Source organism: Terriglobales bacterium (assembly GCA_035567895.1).
Taxonomy (GTDB): Bacteria; Acidobacteriota; Terriglobia; order Terriglobales; family Acidobacteriaceae; genus Gp1-AA112.
Genome location: DATMPC010000084.1, coordinates 1 through 25,054, shown reverse-complemented (window position 1 = coordinate 25,054; position 25,054 = coordinate 1). Strand labels below are relative to the sequence as shown.

The 25,054-nt window shown below is 53.6% G+C and carries 23 protein-coding genes; 14 read left to right on the top strand and 9 right to left on the bottom strand.

Annotation, left to right across the window (positions count from 1 at the left end; translation table 11 throughout):
* Nucleotides 1-338 precede the first annotated feature (338 nt).
* The 5 genes from VNX88_16975 to VNX88_16955 all read left to right on the top strand — a co-directional run bounded on the left by VNX88_16975 (nt 339) and on the right by VNX88_16955 (nt 6,365).
* The gene (locus VNX88_16975; protein ID HWY70365.1) at nt 339-1,088 is read left to right on the top strand and encodes an NAD(P)H-binding protein; all 750 of its coding nucleotides are present in this window, start codon (nt 339-341) and stop codon (nt 1,086-1,088) included.
* A gap of 299 nt (nt 1,089-1,387) precedes the next feature.
* Nucleotides 1,388-2,629, top strand: a complete 1,242-nt coding sequence (locus tag VNX88_16970; GenBank protein HWY70364.1) for a DUF362 domain-containing protein — start codon at nt 1,388-1,390, stop codon at nt 2,627-2,629.
* 57 nt (nt 2,630-2,686) lie between these two features.
* A complete protein-coding gene (locus VNX88_16965) occupies nt 2,687-3,388 on the top strand; it encodes a hypothetical protein (GenBank protein HWY70363.1) in 702 nt (233 codons plus the stop codon).
* A gap of 194 nt (nt 3,389-3,582) precedes the next feature.
* Nucleotides 3,583-4,230 carry a potassium channel family protein gene (locus tag VNX88_16960; protein HWY70362.1) on the top strand — a complete coding sequence of 216 codons (648 nt, stop codon included), beginning with the start codon at nt 3,583-3,585 and terminating at the stop codon, nt 4,228-4,230.
* Between the two features lie 251 nt (nt 4,231-4,481).
* Complete coding sequence (locus VNX88_16955) at nt 4,482-6,365, top strand: carbohydrate-binding protein (GenBank protein ID HWY70361.1); 1,884 nt, start codon at nt 4,482-4,484, stop codon at nt 6,363-6,365.
* 187 nt (nt 6,366-6,552) lie between these two features.
* On the opposite strand, the gene VNX88_16950 is transcribed toward VNX88_16955, so the two are convergent.
* Entirely contained in the window at nt 6,553-7,272 is a 720-nt protein-coding gene (locus VNX88_16950; protein ID HWY70360.1) for a hypothetical protein, read from the bottom strand.
* A gap of 478 nt (nt 7,273-7,750) precedes the next feature.
* Complete coding sequence (locus tag VNX88_16945) at nt 7,751-9,073, bottom strand: vanadium-dependent haloperoxidase (GenBank protein ID HWY70359.1); 1,323 nt, start codon at nt 9,071-9,073, stop codon at nt 7,751-7,753.
* A 282-nt stretch (nt 9,074-9,355) separates the two neighbouring features.
* Here VNX88_16945 and VNX88_16940 point away from each other — a divergent pair, with 282 nt between their 5' ends.
* A complete protein-coding gene (locus tag VNX88_16940; GenBank protein HWY70358.1) occupies nt 9,356-9,751 on the top strand; it encodes a hypothetical protein in 396 nt (131 codons plus the stop codon).
* A gap of 318 nt (nt 9,752-10,069) precedes the next feature.
* Nucleotides 10,070-10,264: a hypothetical protein gene (locus VNX88_16935; protein ID HWY70357.1), complete on the top strand. Its 195-nt coding sequence runs from the start codon at nt 10,070-10,072 to the stop codon at nt 10,262-10,264.
* A gap of 209 nt (nt 10,265-10,473) precedes the next feature.
* Here VNX88_16935 and VNX88_16930 read toward each other — a convergent pair whose 3' ends face one another.
* From VNX88_16930 to VNX88_16920, 3 genes are all read right to left on the bottom strand, one after another.
* Nucleotides 10,474-10,995, bottom strand: coding sequence for a hypothetical protein (locus VNX88_16930; protein ID HWY70356.1), 522 nt, complete (start codon nt 10,993-10,995; stop codon nt 10,474-10,476).
* 174 nt (nt 10,996-11,169) lie between these two features.
* Nucleotides 11,170-12,141, bottom strand: coding sequence for a methyltransferase (locus tag VNX88_16925; GenBank protein ID HWY70355.1), 972 nt, complete (start codon nt 12,139-12,141; stop codon nt 11,170-11,172).
* Nucleotides 12,142-12,314: 173 nt separating this feature from the next.
* Entirely contained in the window at nt 12,315-13,319 is a 1,005-nt protein-coding gene (locus VNX88_16920; GenBank protein HWY70354.1) for a 3-oxoacyl-[acyl-carrier-protein] synthase III C-terminal domain-containing protein, read from the bottom strand.
* A 419-nt stretch (nt 13,320-13,738) separates the two neighbouring features.
* On the opposite strand from VNX88_16920, the gene VNX88_16915 reads away from it, so the two are divergent.
* The 3 genes from VNX88_16915 (at nt 13,739) to VNX88_16905 (ending at nt 18,818) form a co-directional block, all read left to right on the top strand.
* Nucleotides 13,739-15,295 (top strand): iron-sulfur cluster-binding domain-containing protein, encoded by a 1,557-nt coding sequence (locus VNX88_16915; GenBank protein ID HWY70353.1) that lies wholly within the window; start codon nt 13,739-13,741, stop codon nt 15,293-15,295.
* 515 nt (nt 15,296-15,810) lie between these two features.
* Entirely contained in the window at nt 15,811-16,173 is a 363-nt protein-coding gene (locus VNX88_16910) for a cupredoxin domain-containing protein (protein ID HWY70352.1), read from the top strand.
* A gap of 176 nt (nt 16,174-16,349) precedes the next feature.
* On the top strand, nt 16,350-18,818 hold the full coding sequence (locus VNX88_16905) for an ABC transporter permease (protein ID HWY70351.1): 2,469 nt from the start codon (nt 16,350-16,352) through the stop codon (nt 18,816-18,818).
* Nucleotides 18,819-18,975: 157 nt separating this feature from the next.
* On the opposite strand, the gene VNX88_16900 is transcribed toward VNX88_16905, so the two are convergent.
* The 3 genes from VNX88_16900 to VNX88_16890 form a co-directional block, all read right to left on the bottom strand.
* On the bottom strand, nt 18,976-19,353 hold the full coding sequence (locus VNX88_16900) for a VOC family protein (protein HWY70350.1): 378 nt from the start codon (nt 19,351-19,353) through the stop codon (nt 18,976-18,978).
* A gap of 85 nt (nt 19,354-19,438) precedes the next feature.
* Nucleotides 19,439-20,191, bottom strand: coding sequence for an anti-sigma factor (locus tag VNX88_16895; protein ID HWY70349.1), 753 nt, complete (start codon nt 20,189-20,191; stop codon nt 19,439-19,441).
* A complete protein-coding gene (locus VNX88_16890) occupies nt 20,184-20,735 on the bottom strand; it encodes a sigma-70 family RNA polymerase sigma factor (GenBank protein ID HWY70348.1) in 552 nt (183 codons plus the stop codon). The genes VNX88_16895 and VNX88_16890 overlap by 8 nt, the downstream gene beginning before the upstream one ends.
* 142 nt (nt 20,736-20,877) lie before the next feature.
* On the opposite strand from VNX88_16890, the gene VNX88_16885 reads away from it, so the two are divergent.
* A complete protein-coding gene (locus VNX88_16885; protein ID HWY70347.1) occupies nt 20,878-21,912 on the top strand; it encodes a metallophosphoesterase in 1,035 nt (344 codons plus the stop codon).
* Nucleotides 21,913-22,630: 718 nt separating this feature from the next.
* Nucleotides 22,631-23,071 carry a hypothetical protein gene (locus tag VNX88_16880; protein HWY70346.1) on the top strand — a complete coding sequence of 147 codons (441 nt, stop codon included), beginning with the start codon at nt 22,631-22,633 and terminating at the stop codon, nt 23,069-23,071.
* A 147-nt stretch (nt 23,072-23,218) separates the two neighbouring features.
* Here VNX88_16880 and VNX88_16875 read toward each other — a convergent pair whose 3' ends face one another.
* Nucleotides 23,219-24,052 (bottom strand): hypothetical protein, encoded by an 834-nt coding sequence (locus tag VNX88_16875; protein HWY70345.1) that lies wholly within the window; start codon nt 24,050-24,052, stop codon nt 23,219-23,221.
* Between the two features lie 161 nt (nt 24,053-24,213).
* On the opposite strand from VNX88_16875, the gene VNX88_16870 reads away from it, so the two are divergent.
* Nucleotides 24,214-24,714 (top strand): hypothetical protein, encoded by a 501-nt coding sequence (locus VNX88_16870; protein HWY70344.1) that lies wholly within the window; start codon nt 24,214-24,216, stop codon nt 24,712-24,714.
* Nucleotides 24,715-24,759: 45 nt separating this feature from the next.
* Nucleotides 24,760-25,054 (top strand): hypothetical protein (locus tag VNX88_16865; protein ID HWY70343.1); only part of this gene is annotated, 295 nt, incomplete at its 3' end.

Sequence of the window (25,054 nt, the reverse complement as noted above, 5' to 3'; positions counted from 1 at the left end):
CGGGATTCGCAGCCAAACTTTCGACGCTCCTCACAAGAATCAGTTGTCCTGAATTTCGCTTCCGCAAGTTGCTAAAGGATTGATGCGCAAGGAATGAAGGAATCAAAAGAATCGAAGCTTCAATCTAGTGATCACAGTGAATGCAATTACAAGTGGCAGGCCCATTTTGAAATCATCCTTTATCGGTGTCTTGAGGTGAGCGGCTCGGTACAACTTCGGGACAACCGAGGGAGAGAAAGAAAGGTTTTCAGGTTCCTAGACCCCAAATGAAGCACTTAGATGTTTTGATCCCGTTGTTCGGGACCAGGGTCTGACTGGATCGAGGAGCGGATTAGGTCATGACAGTGCCACACCAAGTGGCTTCAAGTGTGTCGATGAGCGTTCCCACCGCCGACCAGAAGCGCCTCGTCATTGTGGGCGCGAGTGGAATGGTCGGCAGACATGCCCTTCGCTACGCGCTCGATAACTCCGCCGTCAGAAGTGTGACTTCGATTGGGCGCCGGAAGCTCGACATCTCGCATCCCAAACTGAACCAGGTTGTGCATGCCAACTTCGCAGACTGCGCTGCACTCACGGAGGCGCTATCAGGTCAGGATGCAGCCATCTTCTGCCTGGGCGCCTATACCGGGGCGGTCTCAGACGCAGAACTCCGGACAATTACTGTGAACTACACAATCGAATTCGCACGAGTTCTCCGCAGAAGCAACCCCGACGCAGCATTCTCATTTTTGAGTGGGAGTGGCGCGGACCCAACCGGTCGAAGCCGGATGGCTTTTGCACGTTATAAGGGAGAGGCAGAGAACGCGGTGCTCGCCGCGGGGTTCCCGCGCGTGTATATCTTCCGGCCTGCATACATCTACCCTGTCGAACCGCGAAAGGAACCAACTTTCACCTACCGCCTCATGCGCGCGATCTATCCAGCGTTTCGGGTGCTCCTTCCCAACCATGTGATTCGGGCTGACGATTTGGCGCGGGGCATGGTGCACGTTGTCGTCCAGAAAACCGTAGTGCCCGAAAGTAGGGTTTTCGAGAACCGGGACATCCGAGCCCTGGTCGAGTCACTTCATGCCAGGCAAGTTGAAGCTTAGTGCGCTGATGATCGACTTCACAGAAGTTGAGTTGCCAGGGCGCGCCAGCCGATCTGCGCACCTTCTACTTTTGGATGAACTAAGTCGGTAAAGGCAAGTTCTATTTCAGGAACTAGGTCGGTTCGATGCATAAGATCCGAAGAGACATGCAGGGTGGTCGGGATCTAAGAAAGGCGGACGATTGACCCACTCGCAACAACGCAAATATACTCGCGTCGATCATATTTGGTCGTGTAGAAAATCGATATTCTATCCGATGATGCCGGGCCGTAAGTCTTGTGCTTTAGGAGCAAACAAAAATGGACATGACGCGCCGACAGTTCGCTCTATCACTTGCCGCTGCCAGCTTCGTACCCTCCTCCTTGTTCGAACCGCTAACGCCATTAGGAATTCCCCGCGGCGTGCTTCCCGGTCGAGTCACATGGGCGCACGATCCGGCGGCTGTGACCTGGGATGGCACGGGTTCCTGGTGGACTGATGCAAACAATAATCAGTCTGTAATCGACCGCCTGGTTTCCCGATCGATTCGCGGTCTTACTAATCAAAAAAACGATGCCCAGGCATGGAACTCCATCTTTCACTACTTCAATCGCACTCATGATCGCGGCAACGCCGGATACAAGGCCGGCGAGAAGATCGCAATTAAGGCGAACCTGAACAACACAACGGACCATGGCACGATCGAGCGCTTGAACTCGTCGCCCCATTTGATCCTTTCACTTGTCCGACAATTGACCGGTCCCGGGCGAGTGCCCGCATCAGCAATCACCGTCTTCGATTCCAGCCGGTTCATCCCGAGCAATCTCTACGACAAGATTCACCATGAATTTCCAGGCGTCGTGTTTGTGGACCATATTGGGGGAGATGGACGAGTAAAAGCCGAGTTCAAACCCAACGCGATCCCTTTTTCGGTTACAAGCCGCAATGCTTCGGGGCTGGATACCACAGTCGTTGAAGCTTCCTATCTCATCGATGCTGCGATATTGAGAGCGCATGTGAGTTCAGGCGTCACTCTTTGTGCAAAGAATCTGTTCGGCGCTACGAGTATCAATCCCGACTGGCGCAAGAACGCCCACGACGGCTTCCCTCCCAAGCGGGACGGTTCGGCAAGTTACTCAGCATTTACAGATTTCCTGGGTCATAAGGATCTCGGCGAGAAAACCATCCTTTTTATTATTGATGGGCTCTACGGAAACGATAACGTGGATGGTCCGCCTCATCGTAAGTGGAAGATGGCGCCCTTCAACGACGCTTGGCCGAACAGCATTTTTATGTCATTTGACGGGGTAGCGATCGATTCCGTCGGATTCGATTTTCTCACTTCGGAATGGCCTGATCTTCCGGATATCGCGAATGCCGATAACTATTTGCGCGAATCTGCCTTGGCTAACGACCCGCCTTCGAAGACGCTCTATGACCCCGACCGCGACGGCATCCGATGCCGCAGCCTTGGTGTCCATGAGCATTGGAACAATGCGTCGGAGAAGAAGTACTCGCGCAATCTGGGAAAAGAACACGGGATCGAACTGTTCCAGGTTTAGCTCAAGCAAAACAAACACATTGGCCGCCGTGCGAATCCGTACCCACGGAGTTGAAGAATGAGCGCTAGATTTCTTTCGCTGTGCTTCCTTGCCGCTTCGATACTGCCGAGGACCGCATTTCCCCAGTCATTCTTGAGCCAATATAAAGGCTTGCCTTATCACGACAGCCGCTATCAAGGCGGTCCACAGAAAATACCTGGAAAGATCTTGTGCGCCTACTATGACCTGGGCGGCGAAGGAGTCGCGTATCACGACACCGATCAAAAGAATCACGGCAGCGGAGAGTTGAATCCGGCCGATGGCACCTATCTCAACGAATTTCGCATGCAGGAGGGAGTGGATACTTCCTACACGAAGTTTCAGAGAAAACCAGATCCGATCGATGACAATCCCTTCGACAAAATCGTTCCTCCCGCAGACCTGCCTTATGTCGGCTGGACCGAACCCGGAGAGTGGTTCGACATTACAGTCGACGTTACACACGCGGGAACATATGCAGCGGATTTCCTTTACACATCGAATCGTGGCGGGACGATATCAGTGGACGTAAATGGAAAGAACGCAACAGGAGCTCTGCAGATCACATCGACCAACGATCCTGCAGATCCGGTGGCCTGGCGTCAATGGCACCACTGGAATTTGGCGTCACAGCTCTTCAAAGTCCCTCTCAGTAAAGGTAAAAATGTTCTCACCATCCACATAGTGACCCTCGGCAACATGAATCTGGCTTATTTCGATTTCAAACAAGTCCAACCGTGACGATGCTGGTAGGTACGTACACCTCATGCGTTCACACGAACGGGCGTGAGAACTTTGGTCGCTGTTGAAGCAAAGCATTTCCAGTACATACGTCAGGGTCGAACCATTCCAACAATACGATCGGACCAGCCGATCACGGTGATAACGGACTTTGACAGCTACTCGATAGTATGGGTGTTATTGAGGTTTTCCCATTGAGCTCGAAACTTCAATCGCGACCGGATTTGTTACTCCTCCTATCGCTCCTAGTGGCGATTCTGTTGACTCCGGTGTTGAACCAGGGTAATTGGAGCCGACTGGTGCTCATGGCAGTGACGTTCGTACCGGTAGTCTTATCCATTGTCCGATTGTCGCAGATAAAACAGTGGGTGTGGCCGTCGGTTCTGTTGGCGTTGGGCAATGTGATCTTTGTGCTGGCAGGTAATACGTTCCGCAGCCGAACACTGACCGGAGTTCGATGGGGATTTCTGGCTGCGTTCTTCGCACTCGCGGCTGCAGGTCTTTTCTCCCATTTAAGGAACACTCGTTCCGTCGCTACGGCGCAGCTCTACACTGCGGTCAACATTTATCTGTTGCTTGCGTTGCTATGGGCGACTCTGTATTTAGCGATAGATGCCTTCTCTCCAGGCTCAATCCAGATTGGAAGCCACGGAGACGACCGTCAAACCGAGCTCCTTTATTTCAGCCTCATAACGCTCTCTACGATTGGCTATGGCGATATCGTGCCGCTTAGCGGGGAAGCCCGCATACTCGCGGCACTCGAAGGGGTTACCGGGGTTCTCTATATCGCGATTACAGTGGCGCTGTTGGTAGGCAGGTTCAGAAACGAGCCTTTGGATTAGCTGCGAAGAGACGCGAGGGAGAAGTCTCCCCGAGTCGACAAGACTTGGTACACGGCTAAAGCGCTTAATGCCAAAGGTTCTCCCGCACTCCAACTACTTAACAAAACGATTTAGTAGATACTCCCCACAACCAACTCTGATCCAGCAGCATCTCAGGATTTCGGCGTCCAGCTAGCGCACCGCCGCTTCGCCTTGTCTCTGCGCCCGCCGTGGCGTCAAAAAACCGACTTTAGGAGAGCCGAGGGATAACCATGACAACAAGATCTTGCTTGAGCTTCTGTGCTCTGTGCGCAGCCTTTGTGTTATTCGTATCCGCTTTCTCCTTTGCAGCCGAAGGACCTTACGGCGGAACTCCCGCCGCCATTCCCGGCACGATGCAGGCGGAGAACTATGACACTGGTGGGCAAGGAGTTGCCTACAACGTTACTTCCGTAAATGGGACTGCCAACAACTACCGCTCCGACGGTGTGGATCTGGAAGCAACCACCGACACTGGTGGCGGCGATAACCTGGGCTGGACTGCGAAGGGTCAGTGGTTCAAGTACACGGTAAACGTGAACGCGGCGGGAACTTACACCGTCACCTTTCGCGTGGCAGCAATCAATGCGGTGACAGATGCCTTGCACATCTCCAACTCGTCGGGCACGAACTTAAGCGGCAATATCAACGTGCCGGCGACGGGCGCCTGGCAAACGTGGACCAACGTAACGGCCAGTATCACGCTGCCGGCCGGGCAGCAGGTGTTGACCGTGAATCAGGACAATCCCGGCTGGAACATCAACTTTGTGGCTTTCACAGGCTCTGGCGGTGAAGGACCATACGGAGGAACTCCTGCTGCCATTCCCGGCACAGTGCAAGCCGAGAACTACGACACCGGAGGCTCAGGCGTGGGCTATCACGTGACTTCCACAAATGGGACCGCGAACAGCTATCGCTCCGACGGCATCGATCTGGAAGCCACGACCGACACAGGTGGCGGGGATAACCTCGGTTGGACCGCGACGGGTCAATGGTTCCGCTACACGGTGAACGTGGCATCGGCCGGAACTTACACAGTGACCTTCCGCGTTGCGGCTATCAACGCAGTGACAGATGCCTTCCACATCGCCAACTCGTCAGGAACGAACCTCACCGGCTCTGTGAATGTACCCGCGACCGGAGGCTGGCAGACCTGGACCAACGTGACAGCGACAGTGACGCTGCCGGCGGGCCAGCAAGTGCTGACTCTCGACCAGGATAATGGCGGCTGGAACATCAACTACATGGCATTTACATCCGGCAGCGGCGGCGGGACCGGATCATGCGCAGGCGTCTCGAACATCACCGTCAACGGAACAACTTACGTGCCGCAGTGGTGCCAGGAGTTCAACGGCAGCGCCGGTTCTCCTGATATATCGGTGTGGAAGTTCGATCTCGGAAACAATAACGGGTGGGGCAATGGTGAAGCCGAAGTGTATTGCGGACCTCCAGGCTACGCAGGCAATCCGTCGCAGTGCCCGACGACGTTCAGCACATCTACGGCACCGGTTTACATCGATGGCGGCGGGCACCTCCTGATCCAGCCCAGGAATGTCAACGGAACGTGGATATCTGGTCGCATGAATACGCAAGGCAAACAGAACTTCCAATTCGGAATTCTTGAGGCCAGCATCCAGCTTCCCAATACGACAAACCAGGGCCTGTGGCCTGCATTCTGGACCTTGGGCAGCAACATCGGTACGGTGGGGTGGCCCACCTGCGGCGAAGCCGACATCATGGAGAACTGGTCTCCGCAGGTACACAATGGAGCAGGTCCGTCGGGGAACAATTCGACCATCCATACAGCCAAAACTGGAGGGAGCGGAATTGGAATGCGCTACACATTCCCGAACGGGGAGGCCGCAGACACCGCGTTCCACACCTACGGGATCGTCTGGACGCAAAACGAAATGCAGTTCTTCGTGGACAATGCATCTACACCGTTCTTCACGGTGACTCCTAGCGGTCTTCCTTCAGGAGATACGTGGCCGTTCAACCAGAACGTCTTCACAATCCTGAACGTGGCTGTAGGTGGAACGCTCGGAGGATCGACAAGCGGCCTGAGCAATCCGGGACCGATGCAAGTCGATTACGTTCGCTGGTACACGCCTCAATAAAGCGTGGTGTTTGAGGGCTGACGGTAGACAGATGTCCGCCGTCAGCTCGCCAGCGTCAGAAATGTGTGACGGGCCGGACGCATTCCCTTTGAACCGGAGAGGCTGCGTTCGACTGTTTGGGGAAAGCAAAAGTGCAGGCGAGAAAGGGGAGCCTAGGGCTCCCCTTGAATTGTCGGAACAAAAGTCATCAAAAGATGAACTTTGCTCCAAGTTGCATCGTTCGGGCATTGTTCGGAAAAACCAAGTTCGGCTTGTCGAACGTCGGTGAACTTGGCGTAAGGAAGTTGCGAGTGGCTGTAGTTGTAAAGTCCAGCGGCTGTCCAATCAGGCCTACCGCGTTGATTTGATTGATAGAGCCGGGAACGTATTGCGAATGATTGAAGACGTTGTAGGCTTGCGCCAGAAACTCGAAAGACATCCTGTCATTAATTCCGACGCGCTTCACAACCGAGAGATCCCAGTTATTCGTACGCGGCAATGCAAGCGTGTTTCTCGAAGCATTCGATAGAGCGCCAACACCGGCCACGATGTATTGAGCGTTTGGATTGTTTGCCACGTAGCCGACAATCTGGCCCTGTGAGTTCGTCAGCGGATTTACCCCGCTACCAACACCAGCAGTGCCTTGCGGATTGAAGATCGCGCGAGTCGGGAATGTGTCCCCGGCCAGATTGGAATTCTGCGCGCTTTGGACTGTCGCGTATTCCGGAGATTCGAACGTGTAGATCGGGGCGATTTCCCAGTTACCAACCAGATTCCTCATCATCCAGTTCGATTGCTTGAAGAATGGCAAATCGTAGATTGCACTGATCGTGAGCCGCTGCCTGTGATCGAGCGCTGACGTACTTCGATCTGCTGCGACATTTTGAGGGTCTTGCGGACGACGAGGTGTGAGCAGCGTCGAGAACACATCTGCAGTACTGTCGTCAATCAGATGGCTCTAGGTGTACGCCAAATTGAATTCCAAACCATGATCGAAGCGACGGCTGACGGAGCTTGCGAGGCCATGGGTAGATCGAGCTTCCGAACGGCTCGAACGAAGTGACGTTACTTGTAAATTCCGCCGCCACGAATGCAGGCACAAAGCTGGACCTGAATGCCTGTACCTGATCGAGGGTTTTCAGCGTGTTTAGCTGAGCCTGAGACGGCACCGTGGCCGGATTAATAAAGGTGGGAAGAAAATTGTCTGGTCCAACAACTGCCTGACGATTCAGGCGATCTTGAACTGGCAGATGAATTCCCCGGCTGCCAAGGTATCGGACTTCGACTGTGTATGACTTACCAAAAATATGTTGGACACCGAGATTCCATTCCTCAGAGTACGGGAGCTGTTGATTGTACAGAATCGAAAGGTTCCTAGAATTGGACGGACTCCGAAATACAGCGAATCAGTGATCTCCTCTTTCGTCTGGCGCTCCTTCGACAGGAGTCAATAGGTTGTCGAAGACGAAGTCAGCCACTTGGCGGCCGAGGCGTTGACCGTGAGTCAAATCGAAACGGAAGTGCACTCCAGCGAACATTCGACTTAGAGTGGCTTCTTGGGCAGCATCTGAGAAGGAATCAAATGCCCGCTCCACTCCCGGCATCACTTCCGACGTGACCTGAAAATTCAACTGGTCGCGATGAAAGAAGGAGATCAGGACCGCTGCACCTGCTGCGCTGATTACGGCGTGTGCGCCGGGATATGACGGATCGGGAGTGGTATTGCCGACTTCGGGCAGCCAATTTGCATCCGGCAGAGTCTTCGGGTTGATGGCAGCGGAGGCTCCTCGGATAGCCGTTACCGGCCTCCAGAAATTGTAAGTGTATTTAGCGTCGTAGAAGGCAATCACACTGTCCGCAAAAGATAGATTGAGAAGTGCGAATAGGCGGGCGCTCTGCGCGGTTGTCAAGCCAAAGTCAATTGCTGCAGTCTGCGTGATTTCATTCCAGTAGTTCTGAATTGCTCCATTCCAGAAATGCCCCGTGAGGGCCTGATCCGCTGTCGCGGCTGTGCCATTTGCAATCCCAAGGGACTTGGTCTCATTGAACGCGTCCTCATAAACGTCGCTGCTCAAACTCGGTGGCGGTCCTGGACGGAATTGGGCCGCGTTACGGAGGGCAAAGGGCGTCACATGCGGCCAGTTTGTAAACTGAGGCTGCTTGGGAAAATTCGGCGGCGTTGATTGGTAGTCGCCTGGCGCTGGGCCAAAGACATAAGGAATAGGTGGAGCGTCGGACCCATCGTTGCTTCGCAACGCCACTATGCGATCGCCGACTTCTTGGCCGATGCGGAGCCCTTCATTCACTTCCCTGCCGGAGCCGATGTTTGCGAGCGATTGCTGAAGGTCAGCATCGAGTGTTGTCTTGAAGTTTGGGTACAGCGCAAGGAGGACTTCGTGTCCTGCGGCAGCCGCCGCTGCTGCTTGTGATGCGTGCTTCGAGACCTCAGCAACCTGGATCAGGTACGGCGAATGACTCCGATCAATGGCATTCACCGCGTCGTAGATCGCTACATGCATCATCGCGAAGCTGCGGGTTGGATGAACAGTTGCGGGCTGAGCGCCTGGCGTCCGAACAATTGTTAGAAGAATCTTGTTCCACTGAACAACTTCGTTCACAGATTGCGTAAAAGGACCATTTGATTTCTGCGTTTCCTCTTGCGCCCATGTTTCAGTCGTACACCACAGACTGGCGCATAGAAGAGCTACTGCGACTGTAGCTTTTGTCATTCCGATCCTCACTTGTTGGAATCTTGACCGGTGCTCGACCGCAATTGCAGTCCAGCACTCTCTTTTGGAATGTACTCAGCTCGCAGTGATTTATTCCCGTATTAGCCCGATGATCGTAGGCTCGTCCCACGAAAATATCTCAGCTCATTAACGCAGCGATATTTTTGCTCCCGTAATCAGTTTTCAGCCTCAAATAGTGCCGTTTGGGAATCGCTGAGCCTCGTGCAGTGTCTATTAAGTGCGCACAGAATTTGATGAATGTGCTCAAGGAGAATAGTTCAAATGAGGAAACGTTTTACAGTGTTGTGCATAATGGGAATCGTGTTCGCCACCTTAGCAAAGGCAAATGCTGAGGAACTCAAAGTTAATGTCCCTTTCAATTTCGTTGTTAGCGGAAAAGAGTTACCGGCCGCCACATATACCGTTCGAGAATCGTTACCTAACGACAAGTCAGGTCTCGCGTTCCTTGGCCAGGGTACTGGCGCTTTGGCGGTCGCGAGCGAGTTCAATACCACCGTCACAGGAAGTCAGCTGGTATTTCATCGGATTGGTGACCAGTACTTCTTAAGCGATGTTGTCACCCCGTCCGGCAAGTTGCATTTCGCAGCTTCGAAGAAAGAGATACAGCTGGCTCGCGGCGGGGACAAGCAGACCGTCGTCACGAGCGCAGGAAACTGATCCTTGTCAATCAAGTCCCAGTGCCCTGTCAAAGCAGGGCACTGTATTCCCGCAGTGCAACGCGACATTCCCGTTCTGCAGGAAGTACGAAAAAGCCCATGCTAGAGCCAAATCTGATTGAACTGACTTCTGATCGAGAAATCTCTCGAATCATTCACTATCTAGATCCAGACCTTCAGGAAAGCAACCCCCGGGTTCGACAACCCGCCGATTTCGAGGGCGTAATCATGCTCATATTGCTCTTGGGTGGAGTCATGGCTTGTTTTGTTGCCATGATGCTTCACGTGTCGGAATAGTCTTCAACACCCGGCAACACGCGTGGATCTCGCTCACAACCAACCCGAATCATTACAGGCCAACCTGATCATGCCCGAGCCTTGCGACTTCATCAAAGGGCTGCCGGAATGCGCGATCATTCGTCCCACCGGTGCAGGACAAATCGACGCGGTCGGTGCCATCAACGGTTTTATTGTTGACGGCCTTTTCATCGGACAGCCAAAAAGCCTTTCTTGAGTTGTTGCTGACCTGGCAAACGAAGCGGATCAGGCGCGACGAGAATTCTAACCAGGTTAGTCATGCCCGAATCCGCGGTTTCGTGGCATCATGACTGGGAAAGCCCGCAATGCGCGGGCTTTTTCCTTGCCCCCAAGCACATACTGTTGGAATGGGCCAGCGCTCTACGTCCATCAAGCTGCGCTGGCCGCGTTTGATGTAGCTGGACGTTATTTCCCGTCCCCGTCTTTATCTTGCGAACCATTTGGAACGGTCGTGCCACTGGCCGCAATCCAGGGACCGGGTTGAGGGAGCACGTTGCCGTTAAATCCCGCGGCTCGAACCAAAACTGTCGGAGCGAAACACGGTCCAGGCACGGAGATTTTCGCATCAATGTCAGCGTTTCCGTCTCCCGAGAGCGGAACAGGATCCGTGGTGGCCACCACAGTGCCGCCCGCACCTCCACAAACGAGACTCGCACTGACACTCGTTACTGGTCCCGGGTTTCCGAGGTTCGGCAAAATTAAATCGCGCAATGTTACGTGTAATTTACCGTCGTCATTCAGCACGGCTGAACCCCGCTCAACTGTCCAGGGCGCGCCACCGCTCTGCACTCCGGCAATAATTGTTTTGGGATTGGACCCGATGATGACGGATCGAAACAGCGAATCTTGCGCCATCACAGTTGATGTAGATATCCCACACATCGTTAGCCCAACCAGAGCGACTCTACCAAGAGCTTTCTTAATCATTCGTAGAACTCTTCCTTTCTGTCGCAACTTTGATCTCAATAAGATTTAAGGGACTGCTGTAAGCTCAGAACGCACTGATGCGATCAGAAATTCCATGTATTCCGATTTGGGAGGGACCGACTTGATGGGACGAAGTCTTACCGCCCACTTGGGCAATTATTTTCGAGACTGGAACTAGTTACGAATCGCTTCGATGATTCGCAGTGGGGACGCCGTAGAAACGACTTTAGTTACTCTTAACCCAGAATTACCGAACAACTCACGAAACTCGCGCTCGGTTCGCTCACGACCGCCTGTCATAACCATCATGTTCAAATCGAGCAGCTTGCTGAAAGATGGCTCGTCACTCTCGGGCACGACGCATTCAACGGCTAGGACTTTAGCTTGTGGACGCATTGAGTTTCGGCAATTCTTCAAGATTACTTGAGCTGCTTCATCGTCCCAATCATGGATGACGCCGCTGAGTAAATACACGTCTCCACCAGGCGGGACTGATTGAAAGAAATTTCCGGAGATTGCGGTGCAACGATCGCGGCAAGGATGTGACCGTATGCGCTCACAAGCTGCGTCGATAACGCCAGGAAGATCGACGATAACGCCTTGCAAACTTGGATAAACCTCCAGAATGCTCGTCAATAGCTTCCCGCAGCCGCCACCTACATCCACCAGTGACTTAATTCCGGAAAAGTCATAAGAGACCAGTAAGGCGTGTGCGACAAATGCTGAGAAATCTGTCATCGCGAGATTGAAGATCTCGCCTGCATTGGAGTTCTCTTCCAGGAAATCGAACATTGGAGAGCCGAAGACGCTGCAAAACCCGGGATGGCCTGTTTGCACGCTCTCACACAGATGGCCCCACGCTTTATAGTGAAGTTCACCTAGAGTCAGCACGATCGCGCGCTGTGATCCTGAAACACCCGACTGCAGCGATCTGCCCAGTGCCGTCAGCTCGAACCGCTCCGACTTCGTAATTTGACAAACGTTGAGCATGGACAGCACGCGCAAGAGTCTACGCAAGGAATCTGCGTCCGCCTCGACGGCATTCGCGATTTCATCCACCGATTTAGGGCCGTCAGTTAGCACGTCTGCAATGCCAAGCTTCGCGGCGGTATAAATTGCCTGTGAAACCCAGTACCCACTCGCCATCTGGAACACCAATGGCGGTTGTTGGGACAGCGTCTGGCTCCAAGGCACCGCTGCGGTTGCCGGACGAGAGGAATTGCCGCTTGATAAGAATTGCCGTAATTCTCGCAACCGACCGGCTCTTATACGATGATTGAGGACACGAAGCAGAGGACCGAATCTCAAGGCGAAGATATTCACCATCTGAGTAGAGCTGCTTCCGCCGCCATCCCGGGACCGAGCGCAGCCATAACGCCCCAATCTCCAGCTTTCGGCTTGCCGTTGTGGACTACCTCATGGAACACAAACATCGCGGTTGCCGATGACATGTTCCCGTAGTTGCGAAGCACATCTCTCGAAAATTGCAATTCGGAATCTGAAAGATTCAAGTGCTTCTGAACGCTATCGATAACTCTGCGTCCTCCGGGATGGACAACCCAAAAGCGAATGTCTGAATGGCGAAGGTTATTTCGCGCCAATAGTGGACACAGCGCTCCCTCTAAAAGGCCAGGGGCCAGCTGCCGCACTTCAGAGCCCAAGACGATGCGCAGCTTCCCATCCCGATGTTCAAAGCCAACGCTCCCCAGGTGCTTAGGATCAATAAAGGATTCGAAGTCAACAATCTCTGGGAACGGCGGATCTGGCGGCGCTCCCGCGATTAGTAAAGCCGCCGCAGCACCATCAGCGCAGATTGCATTCCCAATAACGGTTTCAAGCGTGTCATCGCGGTAGTAGCATGCCGAACAAATCTCTACCGTCAATACAAGCGCTACTTGACCTATGTGAGTCCGCACGAAATCGCAGGCTCGTTGCAAGCTGGGGAGGGCTCCACCGCAGCCGAGTCCGAGGATGGGTGCTCGCTGAATGCCAGAACGAAATCCCATGTGTCCTATCAGTCGACTGGCAATGTCGGGGCAACTGTAGCCAGTCGAGCTGCATAGCACGAACAAATCGATATCCCGCTCCGTCAAACCCGCGGACTCAAGACACTTTCGAATTGCGCGGCAACCAATTTCCATTGCGCCGCGAACATATCGCCGATTCAGCTCATCGGAACCTTCATCGATCCTAATCCCATTGTGGAAATAGAAGTGACGATATTCAATGCCAGATCTCGAGAAAATTCTGCGGGTAGCTTCATCCCGATAGCCTGAATGTGCAAAGGCCTCTTCCTGGCTGACCTGAAAGATTGGCGTTGCCACGCCCGTTGAGATTAAGGAAGCGTTGATGATCGCGTAACCCTCTGGAACTTGAGCCGAGCGCACACGACCCGGCAGTCATAAAGACTGGAGCGCGGAAAGACTTATTCCTTTTACCGCCCCAGAGTTTCAACATCGAAGGGTTAAACGGGTTGGCAATTCCGGAATAAACACGATGCCCTGAGGTCTTTAGTGAGTACGGAAATGGAAAGGCAGGATCTCATGATCACGGAATTTGCCCTCAGTGCGGTGGCTTCGCTCTTAATTTTGCAATCGCTGTTCCTTCTTAGAGTTGCCATGACAAGTGCGGACGAGAGCTCTGATATGCGTATTTCTACTCAAACAAAGCGAATTGCGGTTGTCGATCCTGTGCCTTCGCATGCTCGCAATTCCTCTTCTCACGCGACAGCTACCACAAAGTGATGCAACCTCCTCTCACTTTGGCACTCGGCGTAGTATTCGTGCTTTTCGCCGGAGTCAACTCCTACTTGATGTTGCGAGGTGATCGGCACTCCAATCCCAGAGCTCAGGCATGGCGAGTGCGAGCGCATCGCATTATCGGTTACTTATTCACGTTTTTGTATTGCGTGATGAGCTATCACATGGTGTTACGCCTGAAAGGGCTTAGTGATGAACTTTCACCGCGCAACATTGTTCACGCATCTCTGGCGCTGATACTCCTTCCGCTCCTGCTTATAAAGGTGGCTGTGGCCCGGCACTACAAACGCCCCACCACGACCCTGCGAGTCCTTGGATTGTCGATTACGGGAATTTCTTATCTGCTCGTCATTATCAATTTGGGAGCATATCTACTACGGAGTGCGAGCCCGGCAACCGTGCCTGCGTATATATCCGTTTTTGTCACGACCGTGTGCGCCACCATGCTCCTTGCTCTATTGTGGCGTAGGTCGAAACCTGCCGACGCACTTATTGGACTCGATAGTGTCGACAAATCTGGATCAGGAAGAAGCTCAGTCGTCCTTAAATTGGCGCGAATTCACCGGCAGACGCATGACGCTAAGACTCTGCGCTTTCTAGTTCCGCACGACTGCCGCATTTCCTTTCGTCCAGGCCAGTTCCTCAAATTCAATTGGGCCATTGATGGAAAGACTCTGCCGCGCTGTTATTCAATCTGCTCTTCCCCTTCGCAAACGGGCTATATCGAAATCACGCCGAAGCAAACTGCCAGCGGATACGTATCAGGGTTCTTGAACCAAAAGGCCAGTATCGGATTGACCGTGGAAGTCTCAGAGCCGGCCGGCCAATTCTACTTCGATGAAACGCAGCATCAGCGGATTGTACTGATCGCGGGTGGCAGTGGTATTACGCCTTTCATGTCGATGTTGCGCTACATCGATGATCGTTGTCTTTCCACGGAAGTCACGCTTCTGTATTTCGTTCGCACCAGCAAAGACATCATCTTTGAAACGGAGCTGAAATCCTTACAAGCGCGACTACCGCGATTGCACGTCGCGACGGTGCTTTCCCAACCAGATTCTCGATGGGTTGGGCTGACCGGTCATCTCACACAAGATTTGATCGAAATCAATGTGGAGGACGTTACTTCGTCCACATTCTTCATTTGCGGTCCTCCTGGAATGATGAAGGCAGCTCGCGAAGTTCTGGAAGCAATGAAAGTGAGTTCAGCAAGAATAAAGCAAGAAAACTTTGGAGCAGGCCAGGTACCTACTAACACAGAGCAAATTCCACCGACGCAGATTGTTCTGGTGGAATTTGCGCGCTCAAAACAAACGCGTTTGGTGTCTTCCTCCGCAACGCTTCTGGAGACCGCCGAAGCCTGCGGAATACAGATGCCTTACAGCTGTCGCGAGGGACAGTGTGGAACCTGTGCAAGCAAGCTACTCAAAGGCCGCGTCCACATGGATTCAGAAGATGGACTTACTTCTGAACTGAAAGACCGTGGCTATATCCTGCCCTGTGTGAGCCACGCAAAGGGAGACGTGACGATCGATGCGTGACAAAGTATTTCGCTGGGCAAGCGAAGTTCACTCCAAAGTGTTGACGAGAACGTGAAGCTGTCCCGCACTAACCCCTAGCTAGACAATTTGTCCGACTTCTGGAATTTCCAATCGCGGTTAAGAGTCTTTCATAACAAAGACTACTTCGATTCACGGACGTGCTAATGACGGTCAATGGTTCCTTAGCGGCATCTTGCGAGGTTGTCTCACCCGAATAAGGAGCACCTATGTTCGAAGGACTGTTTCAGCCGATGCATTTGCTCGTTTTGCTAGGAATCGCTCTCTTGGTCTTTGGGCCCAAGAAACTTCCTGAACTGGGCAAAGGCCTGGGAGATGGAATCCGCATCTTTAAAGCATCGATTAGGGGAGATGAGCAAGAATCTGAAACAGGCGAAGACCGAATGTCGACTCCAGTTATCGCAATTGTGAAGTCTTCTGACTCGAAGTAGGGGTTGGATCCAAATCCGATGCGCCTGAGACCCGGCAATCATTCAAACACGGAGCATTCCAGCTTAATGTCACGAATCCTGAGAACACTTCCCATGTTCGCCTTGGCGTTAATCGCCAGCGTATCGTACGCTCGTCACGCCGGCGCATCGTCACCCAAGATAATCGAGCTGAAGGCAAAGCGCTTCACGTTCACTCCTGGCGAGATCACTCTAAAAAAGGATGAACCCGTCGTGTTACGACTCAGCACCGAAGATGTTACTCACGGTCTATCCTTGGAGCAGCTCCAAATCGACGCGACTATCGAGCCAGGAAAAGCATCGGATGTTGCCATTACTCCAAGACAGACCGGCAGGTTCGTTGCAGCCTGCAACCATTTTTGTGGGGCTGGACACCGCAATATGCACCTGGTAGTTAACGTTCTGGAGTAAATTCGCACGTCAGCCCTGGTCGCTTCGCCGAGTTGGTGGCTATCTGCGCGCACCCATCGCCGCAGCCGTACTCAATAACAATAGGGCGGCGAGAAGCAGTTGTTCCGCTAACGTCGCGGCGCTCACCTGACCGTCGAACTCGCATTACCTCCATTAGTTTGAGAGACTCCTCATTTATGGACTCCACACACGGTTCCGTCCTGGCGTCGATCTCGTTAGAGAATCTTGCTTCTGATCTCCGCTGTGCAATTCGCAGCCTGACCAAATCGCCGGGATTCAGTCTGGCTGTCATCAGCGCGCTGGCTCTCGGCATTGGCGTCAACACGGCGATCTTTACCGTAGTCAACACCGTTCTTCTCCATCCGTTGCCATATCCCGATTCGGAACGGATGGTTCGCATTGGGCGTTCGACGATCAACGCTTCGGAACCAATGGTCGGCTTTTGGAAACGGAATAATCCCGGCTTCGAGGACCTTACGGCTTACCTGCCCGGCGCCACGGTGAACCTGATTGGCGGCGAGCGGCCTGAGTTGGTGGACGTGATGAAGGCTTCGAAGAATTACTTTCATTTCTTTGGCGCGACTCCCATTATAGGAAGAACGTTTACGCCCGACGACGATCGCCCCGGCGGCGCTCACGTGGTTGTGATCAGCTACGGGCTTTGGCAGCGACGGTTTGGAGGTGATGCTGCGGTCCTGGGCAAGGCGATCACGCTAGGTAGTTCGTCATACACAGTAATTGGCGTCTGTCCTCCGATGTTCAAACCAGAGCCAAGCGCCGATCTCTGGGTGCCCCTGCAGGCGGATGCGAACAGCACCAACGAGGCTCATGTTCTCGTGGTCGCCGCGCGGCTGCCCGCAGGCGTGACGCTCGCTCACGCCAATTCCATGATGCGCGTGCTTGGCCAACGCTACGTCCAAACTCATCCGCAGCAGTTGGGCCATGATGAACAGCTCCAGGTTAGTTATCTCCAGTGGCAGATGACTGATGATGTTCGGCCGGCGTTACTGATCCTGCTCGGCGCCGTGGGGCTAGTGTTGCTGATCGCATGCGCCAATGTTGCCAACCTGCTGCTGACGCGATCTCTCGGCCGTCAGCGGGAGATCGCAATTCGCTCGGCCATCGGGGCAAGCCGCTCGCGAATTATCCGACAACTGCTCAGCGAAAGTTTATTATTGGCGCTCGCCGGAGGCGTGTTTGGCCTAGCGATTGGATCGGTGGCAGTACGCGCGCTGCTGGCCCTAACACCTCCTGATCTGCCACGACTGCAGGAGCTCAGTTCAATCGCGGCGCTCGATCCAACTGTGACCACGTTCACCTTCGCGATTGCCATCGTCACCGGACTGCTCTTCGGCCTCTTTCCTGCCCTGCAGGTCTCGCGTCCCGATTTGGTTTCATCGCTCAAGGAATCCAGCAGTCAGGCCGGCGCTAGTGTCAAGCAAAATCGCACCCGCAGTCTGCTGGTAGCGGCGGAGGTCACCATCGCAGTGGTCCTTCTATGCGGCGCTATTCTGCTAATTCGAAGCTTTGCTGCCATGCATAAGGTGGATCTCGGATTTGATCCGCGCCAACTTCTGACAATGGAAATCTCGCTCGACACAAGTTTGAAATCGAGCGATGCTGACCTGCTCAGTAGCAAACTCGTCAATTCGGTGGAGCGAATCCCCGGAGTGGAATCGGCAGCGCTCGCAAGCGCACTTCCGCTTCGTGGAGGAATGGACATGGTATTTGACCTTCCAGGGCATGCCCCACTCGAAGGATTCAAGTTCACCGGGGACGTCCAATGGCGCTTCATCTCTGCGCACTACTTTAGTGTGCTCCATATCCCACTACGCTCCGGGCGTCTGTTTCGCGAACAGGAGGCGACCCGGACGGTAATCATCAGTGAAGCCATGGCCCGTAAATACTGGCCGAACTCGAACCCAGTTGGGCAAACGATTCTTATCGGCGACCATTTGGGGCCAGGATTCGATCAGGGACCGGTTGTGATCGTCGGGGTAGTTGGAAATGTGCGTGAGCGCCTTCAAGTCGGCGGTGCGCCAGTGATGTACCAAATGCTGTCACAAATTCCCGATCGCGCTTTAGCGTTGGTTGACAATCTGGAGCACAGCGCCATCCTGGTGCGCACGCGCCCAGGAGTGGCTCCCATGAGCGTGAGCAACGCCATCAACGAGAGATTGCTGCGAGTTGGGAACATGGCAACAACGAAGGTGCGCACTATGGATCAAGTGAGCTTTGATTCAACCGCTCGTCAGAATTTCAATCTGTTGTTGCTCGGTATATTCGCCGGAATCGCTCTGTTGCTGGCTACGCTAGGAATTTATGCCGTGATATCGTACAACGTCGGGCAAAGAACGCACGAGATCGGTATTCGTGGCGCACTCGGGGCCAGCCGCCAAGATATTCTCTCTTTAATCCTCAACCAGGCATTGCGAATGGTGCTTGCGGGAGTTGCTGTCGGCGCCCCAGCGGCGTTCGCGCTAACTCGTTTGCTTCGCGCTCAGTTGTTCGGTGTAACCCCAGCAGACCCATTAACGTTTGCGGCTGTGCCCGCTATAATGCTAGCTCTCGCGATAGCAGCCGCATGCATTCCCGCTGTGCAAGCAAGCCGTGTAGATCCAATTGCGGCTCTGCGGCATGAATAGTCAGCGAGCGTGGAATTCCGAAACGAGCGGCGCTGGCCGTCCCTCCGGCGCAACGTCGGCTTCGAGACGGATCAAATCGTTATCGTTGCGATTCGCGCAGAGAGTAGCGCACTTCACTGTGGTACAGAGCCGCTCATCTGATTGTGGTCGAAAAGTACTACGTGCCAGTCGATCCTATGAACTCCAAGCGATTGCCCCATGGATCGTTAGCATAAAACCGTTGCACTCCAACGATTCCGCGCTCCCACACGCATTCAATTCCCGCACCGGTAAGCAACACGAAGAGCAAATCGATCTTGCGCACTGCAAACGCTGGATGCGCTTTTCGTGCAGGATGAAAATCTTCCTCGACGCCAATATGTAATTGTCGCGATCCCAATTTGAACCAGCACCCACCGCGTGAACGCAGACCCTCAGGCTTTTCGATTTCCGTCATGCCGAGAAGCCGTCCAAAAAACTCTCGTGCAGCAGCCTCACAGCCCCTGGGAGCAGCGATTTGCACGTGGTCCAAGTCGAACAGGAGAGAGGTTGTCATATAGTTTGTCAGATCGCGAGGACTGCGCCAGCCGCTCCAGACATTAGGCTATTACCGCTGAAGAACACCCGATGTTTGATGCCAGCTACCTGCGCAGCATCAAAGAAAACTCAGACAGTTCTTGCTGGTTCAAATCTGAAACCGCGCAATAGTACATGCCAGCTCGCTTCCACTCCACCAGATCGAAGCCCTGTTGAGCGATCATGCGTGGCTCTTGGTCAGCTCCTGACGAAGGCCACATAAACACATTGATCACGTGCTTGCGTCTCTGATAAACGATTGCAGCAGCATCGTGGCCGTCAACGTATTCCAATCGACCACCGACCAGATCGAAACCGTCAGCGGAGAAGTCGCGGACTTCGGGCGAAAAGTCGAGCTTACCTGTGAACCATGGTTTTACCGTGTGCTGGTCCGAAGTCAGCACGTCAGTCAGGTGCGTTGCCATTAACGACCGCACATGGTCGGAGACAATTTCGCTCATCAGATTACGCTCATGTCGCTGACTAAGATCAAGCATGAACGCTGCAGCAAAGGCCAGCAGACAAGTAGCAACAGTCGCCCAACTCCACCACGGGAGCCGGCGCTGGACAAATACAAGCTTAGCCTCAGGCTTTTCCTGCTCTCTTATTTCCTTCAACAAACGCGCACGAAAATCTGTCGGTGGTTGATAGCGCAGATCCCCACTTATAACGCCTTCTCGCAGCGCTCGATAGCTGGCAACTTCGTGCGCGCAGTCGCCGCACTCGACCAGGTGGTCTTCGAGTTCCATGCTGCGAACCAGGTCGAGTTCGTCGTCCAGATAGGCATGGAGGAGATTATGTTGGGCGTGATTAATCATTCTGCTTCACCTCCGCCCGTCTTTGGGCATCAATCAACTGCCTCAGCATGCTTCGGGCTCGAGAAATGCGGGACATCACCGTCCCAAGAGGCGACTGAGTGACAGTGGCAATCTCCTTATATGACAGTTGTTCCAGCTCGCGCATCAGTATTGCTTCCCTATACTCCGGCGGCAGATGTTCAATCGCACGTCGCACCTGCTCCCCAGTGGCCTGTCGCAGATACTCCGACTCGGGCGTAAGAGACGCCTGCAAGTCGGTATGCAAACGTTCGTCGAACTCAGCTGAATTTTGCTGTGGTAGGTGCCGCCGGATCCAGGTCAGGCACGTATTGCGAACAATCGTTAACAGCCAAACGCGCCCATTCTCTCCGCGGAACGTGTCGAAGAAGCGGAACGCACGTAACATCGCCTCTTGCGTCACGTCTTCAGCATCGCTAGTGTTTCGAGTCATCCAGCGCGCAAGGTTGTATGCAGCATCGAAGTGAGGCAAAACTACTGCTTCAAACCGCGCCACCTTCTCGCCAGTATCCGCCGAGCTTCCCATTCTAGGTATCCAGACTCTCGGGGTCTTCATTAATTCCACAGTCCGACAGAATTCTCATCCCACTTCACCGGGCACATACGGAATAAACAGCGGCTCAATGAGGTTCACTTCCATGCAAGCCATCCAGAGGGAGAGCGAACTCATGTCTTCAAAACGTAGGACTGATGATCAAGACATTCTTCACGATAATGATCACAAAGACGGCGTTGACCGCCGAGGATTTCTTAAGTGCATGGCATGGGCGGGGACTGGAGTTGTTTGGACGATCGCAGCCGGCGGAATTCCTGAATCCCGTCTTTTCGCGGCGCCCAAGCACGACAAGAAAACTGATAAGAAGTCCCCTAATGGTTTGCATTTTGTTCAGATAAGCGACAGCCACATGGGCTTCAATAAGCCTGCAAATACAGATGTGGCCGCGACCTTGCAAGCAGCGGTGGACAAAATCAACAGCCTCGACGAGCAGCCGGAGTTCATCATTCACACTGGCGACCTCAGCCACCAATCGAAGCCCGCTGAGTTTGACACTATGGATCAAATCCTTAAGAGTGCGCGTCCAAAACACATCTTCTTTGTGCCCGGCGAACATGACACCTCAGTCGATGATGGCAAACAGTACATGGACCGATATGGAAGAGATACGAAGGGACGTGGCTGGTACAGCATGGACCACAAAGGCGTGCATTTCATCGGGCTCGTGAATGTTATGCAGCTCGAAGGGATGGGGCAGTTAGGCGACGAACAGCTCGCATGGCTTCAAGATGACCTGCGAGCTGTTTCGGCGAGCACCCCTGTGGTTCTATTCGCGCACATTCCGCTCTGGGCTATTTATCCCGAATGGGGTTGGGGAACAAAAGACAGTGAACAGGCATTTTCATACTTAAAGCGTTTCGGATCTGTCACCGTCTTGAATGGTCACATTCACCAGGTAATGCAGAAGGTGGAAGGAAACGCGACTTTTCATACCGCCATGTCGACTGCTTTTCCCCAACCCGCCCCCGGAACCGCCCCTTCTCCCGGACCTCTGAAAGTTCCGGCAGACAAACTGCGAAGCGTACTTGGTCTCGCGAACGTCAGGTATGTGGAGAAAAATCAGAGCCTCGCGGTCGTTGATTCGCCGCTTGCGACAACCGACGGCAGTTCGGCCAGTCTTCTCCGCCGAGAATTGTTGGTGGGCTAGAAAGATCTCTCTGATTTGGCTCCGGGTAACTTCCGAATACCCGACAACCCGCTGGGGAATGCGTGTGCTAAGGAGATAACTACCTTTTTATAGTGGTGGAAGCGAGGAGCTACGATTTGCGTCCTCCAAGGCATTGTCCGCGTTCCACTATGGAACAGCTCCCCGCGACCAGACTTGGAACCGTTTTTGGACCCGTTTATCGGCGAATGCACTCCAAAACAGGGATTTGGCTCCGACTAAGTCCTTGAAAACACGTCTACCCTCCCTTCCCTAATAAATGATTAATCCGAAGAGTGCGCCACCCGCCCGAAGCGCCTAGAAAAAGTGCATCTTGTTTTCGTCCGTCGCTCCGATGCCTTTTCAAGAGTCACATTTCGCTTTTGGGACGCCGGTCGAGCCGCAGCATCGGCACCACATGGTGTTTGATTTTCCTTTGTTCTCCTAGCCACCCCTGAATTTTCCAGCCGCAGTTGGTCGAACAACTGCCATCCCGATTACCCGGGGCGCTTCCGCTTTCGGAATGGTGGGAGCGTGTAGCGCAGCCACCATTTGCCGCATGCAAGACCACGCTTTACAAGCGTGGATGATGCGAAACTGTATTTTCACTCACAACATTCTTGTGAGCGTAAGCGCCCGATTTCCTCACGTACAGCGGATATAACGGTGTAAGGTTCATGGCGCTGTTTTCATAATAGGAGTCAACGATCAGGAGTTAACGATGAGAACGATGCTTTGGGTTGCACCTGCGATCCTTTCGATGAGTCTGTTTACATCGGGACAGGACTGGCAGCACTGCCAATCCGATGCAGGTTCTTTCCAACAGTTAAAAACATCGGTGCATAGCGTTACGACAATGCACGGCTATTCAGGATGGGATGAGAAGGCGTTCAGCAGGTTTGGTGACATGACCTCGGTTGCGCTCCTGCAAAGCCTTAGTTACGACGAGATGACGGCACCTCAGACGTTGAGAGACGTACTTTTGATAATTCGTCTCGCTTTTGACTGCCCGGCGGGCTGCGCTGTCATCGCCGATGATCGTAAACCGAAAGTCACCTTGCTCTTGCTAGATCAGCTACACAATCGCACGCGAGGGCCATCCCAATCGGCAGTGGACGAAATGAAGAACTTCGTGATCCAGCACGTACACAGTACTGAGTAGGTTTCAAACTGGCGAGACATCGCCATTACACTCACGGTGCGGTTCTGAGCTTTAACGCCTATTATCACTCGTTGAGACTGTGTTGCGGTCACCTCCAAGTCCCGTTTCGGGCCTTAGTCGGTTGCAATCAAGTATCGGCTGGTTAACTCACGGCGAGGCGCGCGCCGCAAGGATTCTGGCTCTTGCCTCGGTTGCCTGCCTGACCAGGTTCTCGTAGTTCTCAAACTTCAAAACCTCATCAACCTCGCGCACAGCAGCGCCGTAATCCTTGGCGTTCTCAAAAGCCCGGATCTTCCAGAAATGAGCACCGGCGACTCGGTATGGGTCATCGGCAAAGTCCGCGACGATCCGGTCAAAGAGGGCAATCGCGAACTTCGGATCCGAATAGAGCGAGCTCCATCCGATTCCTTCGACCACTTGCCGCAGGTTAGGTTTTGCAGCACTGGCCCGGGAGAATAGCTCGTCAAGGGTGACACCGCCGAGTCTGTATAGCGCATCGTAGGCACTGGCCTCGACCGCGGCATCGCCCTGAGACGCGGCATCGCGAAGCGTGGGAATTGCAGTTGGGTCGCCTAGTTCTCCGAGACGCATCGCGAGCACGCTGCCAAGGAGGTTCGGCATCACGAGGCAGCCGTTCTTCGAACCAAGGCCGAACTTCTTCCTGCTCCCGTCAGCCTCTTTCAAGAAGAAATTGTCAGCGAGCAGCCGCGTGAAGAACGGCAGCGCCCGGGCATCCTTGGAGCGCACGATTGCCGAGGACGCATATACCCATCCCGGTTTCTGGTTCTCGACAATCCAGAACAACTGGGGAATGGATTCGTCTGGATGGTTGGCGAGATATTCAACGGCGCTCCACTTCGTGTTGTTAGTCCCATCGGCAAGCGCGGCGATGGCGTCGTTCACGCTGCCAAACTGTGCCTGCGAGAATGCAGACGCCGCAATCAACACCATCGCTATCGATCCAATCCGACACGTAACCATAGTCCGCCTATCCTAAGAACGTACCACCGACGAATTATTGTTGTGAAATCGCCATTACACAATCAACCCGCGCGGTCAAAACGTGTAAATGCCTGATTTTCCGTCAACCATCCCAGAACGTTTGAGGACGGCACAGCCCCGGGGATAGACTCTGAGACAGCATGAAACGCCTCACATCGTTCATCTTAGTGTTTGCCACCATCGCGGTTTTGGCTGTATCAGGACTTGCGCAGGTCGGAGTCTTGCCGAAAGGTGACGTGCGGCTGAAACAGGCGATTGATTCAAAGTTTCGTGTTGGCGATATTTGGGGATATAAAACTCGTCCTGGCGAAGAGGGTTCACGACTCGTCGTCGTGAGAGTTGATAAATCTCCCGAGTTGGGAATTATCGTTCACGTTGCTGTTGACAGTCTCACATGGAAGGACTGTCAAAATAACCCTGTGCCGGAATCTGTGCCCCACATGCCGTTCGCACACAAGGCAGTTGAGGTGAGTGTTACAAAACGGATTGCAACAGCCGCATCGCTGCCTGATTATCGCAATGGATACGAAGAATGGAGAGAAGCCTACTCTAAGAAACATGCCGGTGTTTACGTGATCTCGGTGGAGGACGCCGTTTCGGTTGCCGAGAAGACGTGGAGATCTGGGATCGGCTGTGAATAAATTTGCGGATTACTGTTGAAATATCGCCATCTCACTCATTGAGTGATGACGCTGTTATCAACAACCATCATGATGTCACGCAGACAACTTGCCGCGATTCTGATAATGACTATGGCGCCGTCGTTGACGCTCTACGCGCACTCTGAGCAATCGCATCGTTCTCCCATGGCAAGATTGGAGGCAATCTTCGCCGCAGCGCGTCCCGCAAAGCGTGTTGAGCTGAACGGGAATTGGGTTCTGGTGAGCTGGGTTACCACTCAGCAATTTATAACCGGGCAAAACGGCCCCGACCACGTCCTGATCAATGGAAAAGGGATTCGCAATGCCGAAGCTGCCCGGC

Bases quoted from the DNA above. Each gene is read 5' to 3' on its own strand.
- VNX88_16975 (HWY70365.1), top strand. From the start codon at position 339: ATGACAGTGCCACACCAAGTGGCTTCAAGTGTGTCGATGAGCGTTCCC.
- VNX88_16970 (HWY70364.1), top strand. From the start codon at position 1,388: ATGGACATGACGCGCCGACAGTTCGCTCTATCACTTGCCGCTGCCAGC.
- VNX88_16965 (HWY70363.1), top strand. From the start codon at position 2,687: ATGAGCGCTAGATTTCTTTCGCTGTGCTTCCTTGCCGCTTCGATACTG.
- VNX88_16955 (HWY70361.1), top strand. From the start codon at position 4,482: ATGACAACAAGATCTTGCTTGAGCTTCTGTGCTCTGTGCGCAGCCTTT.
- VNX88_16945 (HWY70359.1), bottom strand. From the start codon at position 9,073: ATGACAAAAGCTACAGTCGCAGTAGCTCTTCTATGCGCCAGTCTGTGG.
- VNX88_16940 (HWY70358.1), top strand. From the start codon at position 9,356: ATGAGGAAACGTTTTACAGTGTTGTGCATAATGGGAATCGTGTTCGCC.
- VNX88_16930 (HWY70356.1), bottom strand. From the start codon at position 10,995: ATGATTAAGAAAGCTCTTGGTAGAGTCGCTCTGGTTGGGCTAACGATG.
- VNX88_16925 (HWY70355.1), bottom strand. From the start codon at position 12,141: ATGGCGAGTGGGTACTGGGTTTCACAGGCAATTTATACCGCCGCGAAG.
- VNX88_16915 (HWY70353.1), top strand. From the start codon at position 13,739: ATGCAACCTCCTCTCACTTTGGCACTCGGCGTAGTATTCGTGCTTTTC.
- VNX88_16910 (HWY70352.1), top strand. From the start codon at position 15,811: ATGTCACGAATCCTGAGAACACTTCCCATGTTCGCCTTGGCGTTAATC.
- VNX88_16905 (HWY70351.1), top strand. From the start codon at position 16,350: ATGGACTCCACACACGGTTCCGTCCTGGCGTCGATCTCGTTAGAGAAT.
- VNX88_16900 (HWY70350.1), bottom strand. From the start codon at position 19,353: ATGACAACCTCTCTCCTGTTCGACTTGGACCACGTGCAAATCGCTGCT.
- VNX88_16895 (HWY70349.1), bottom strand. From the start codon at position 20,191: ATGATTAATCACGCCCAACATAATCTCCTCCATGCCTATCTGGACGAC.
- VNX88_16890 (HWY70348.1), bottom strand. From the start codon at position 20,735: ATGGGAAGCTCGGCGGATACTGGCGAGAAGGTGGCGCGGTTTGAAGCA.
- VNX88_16885 (HWY70347.1), top strand. From the start codon at position 20,878: ATGTCTTCAAAACGTAGGACTGATGATCAAGACATTCTTCACGATAAT.
- VNX88_16880 (HWY70346.1), top strand. From the start codon at position 22,631: ATGAGAACGATGCTTTGGGTTGCACCTGCGATCCTTTCGATGAGTCTG.
- VNX88_16875 (HWY70345.1), bottom strand. From the start codon at position 24,052: ATGGTTACGTGTCGGATTGGATCGATAGCGATGGTGTTGATTGCGGCG.
- VNX88_16870 (HWY70344.1), top strand. From the start codon at position 24,214: ATGAAACGCCTCACATCGTTCATCTTAGTGTTTGCCACCATCGCGGTT.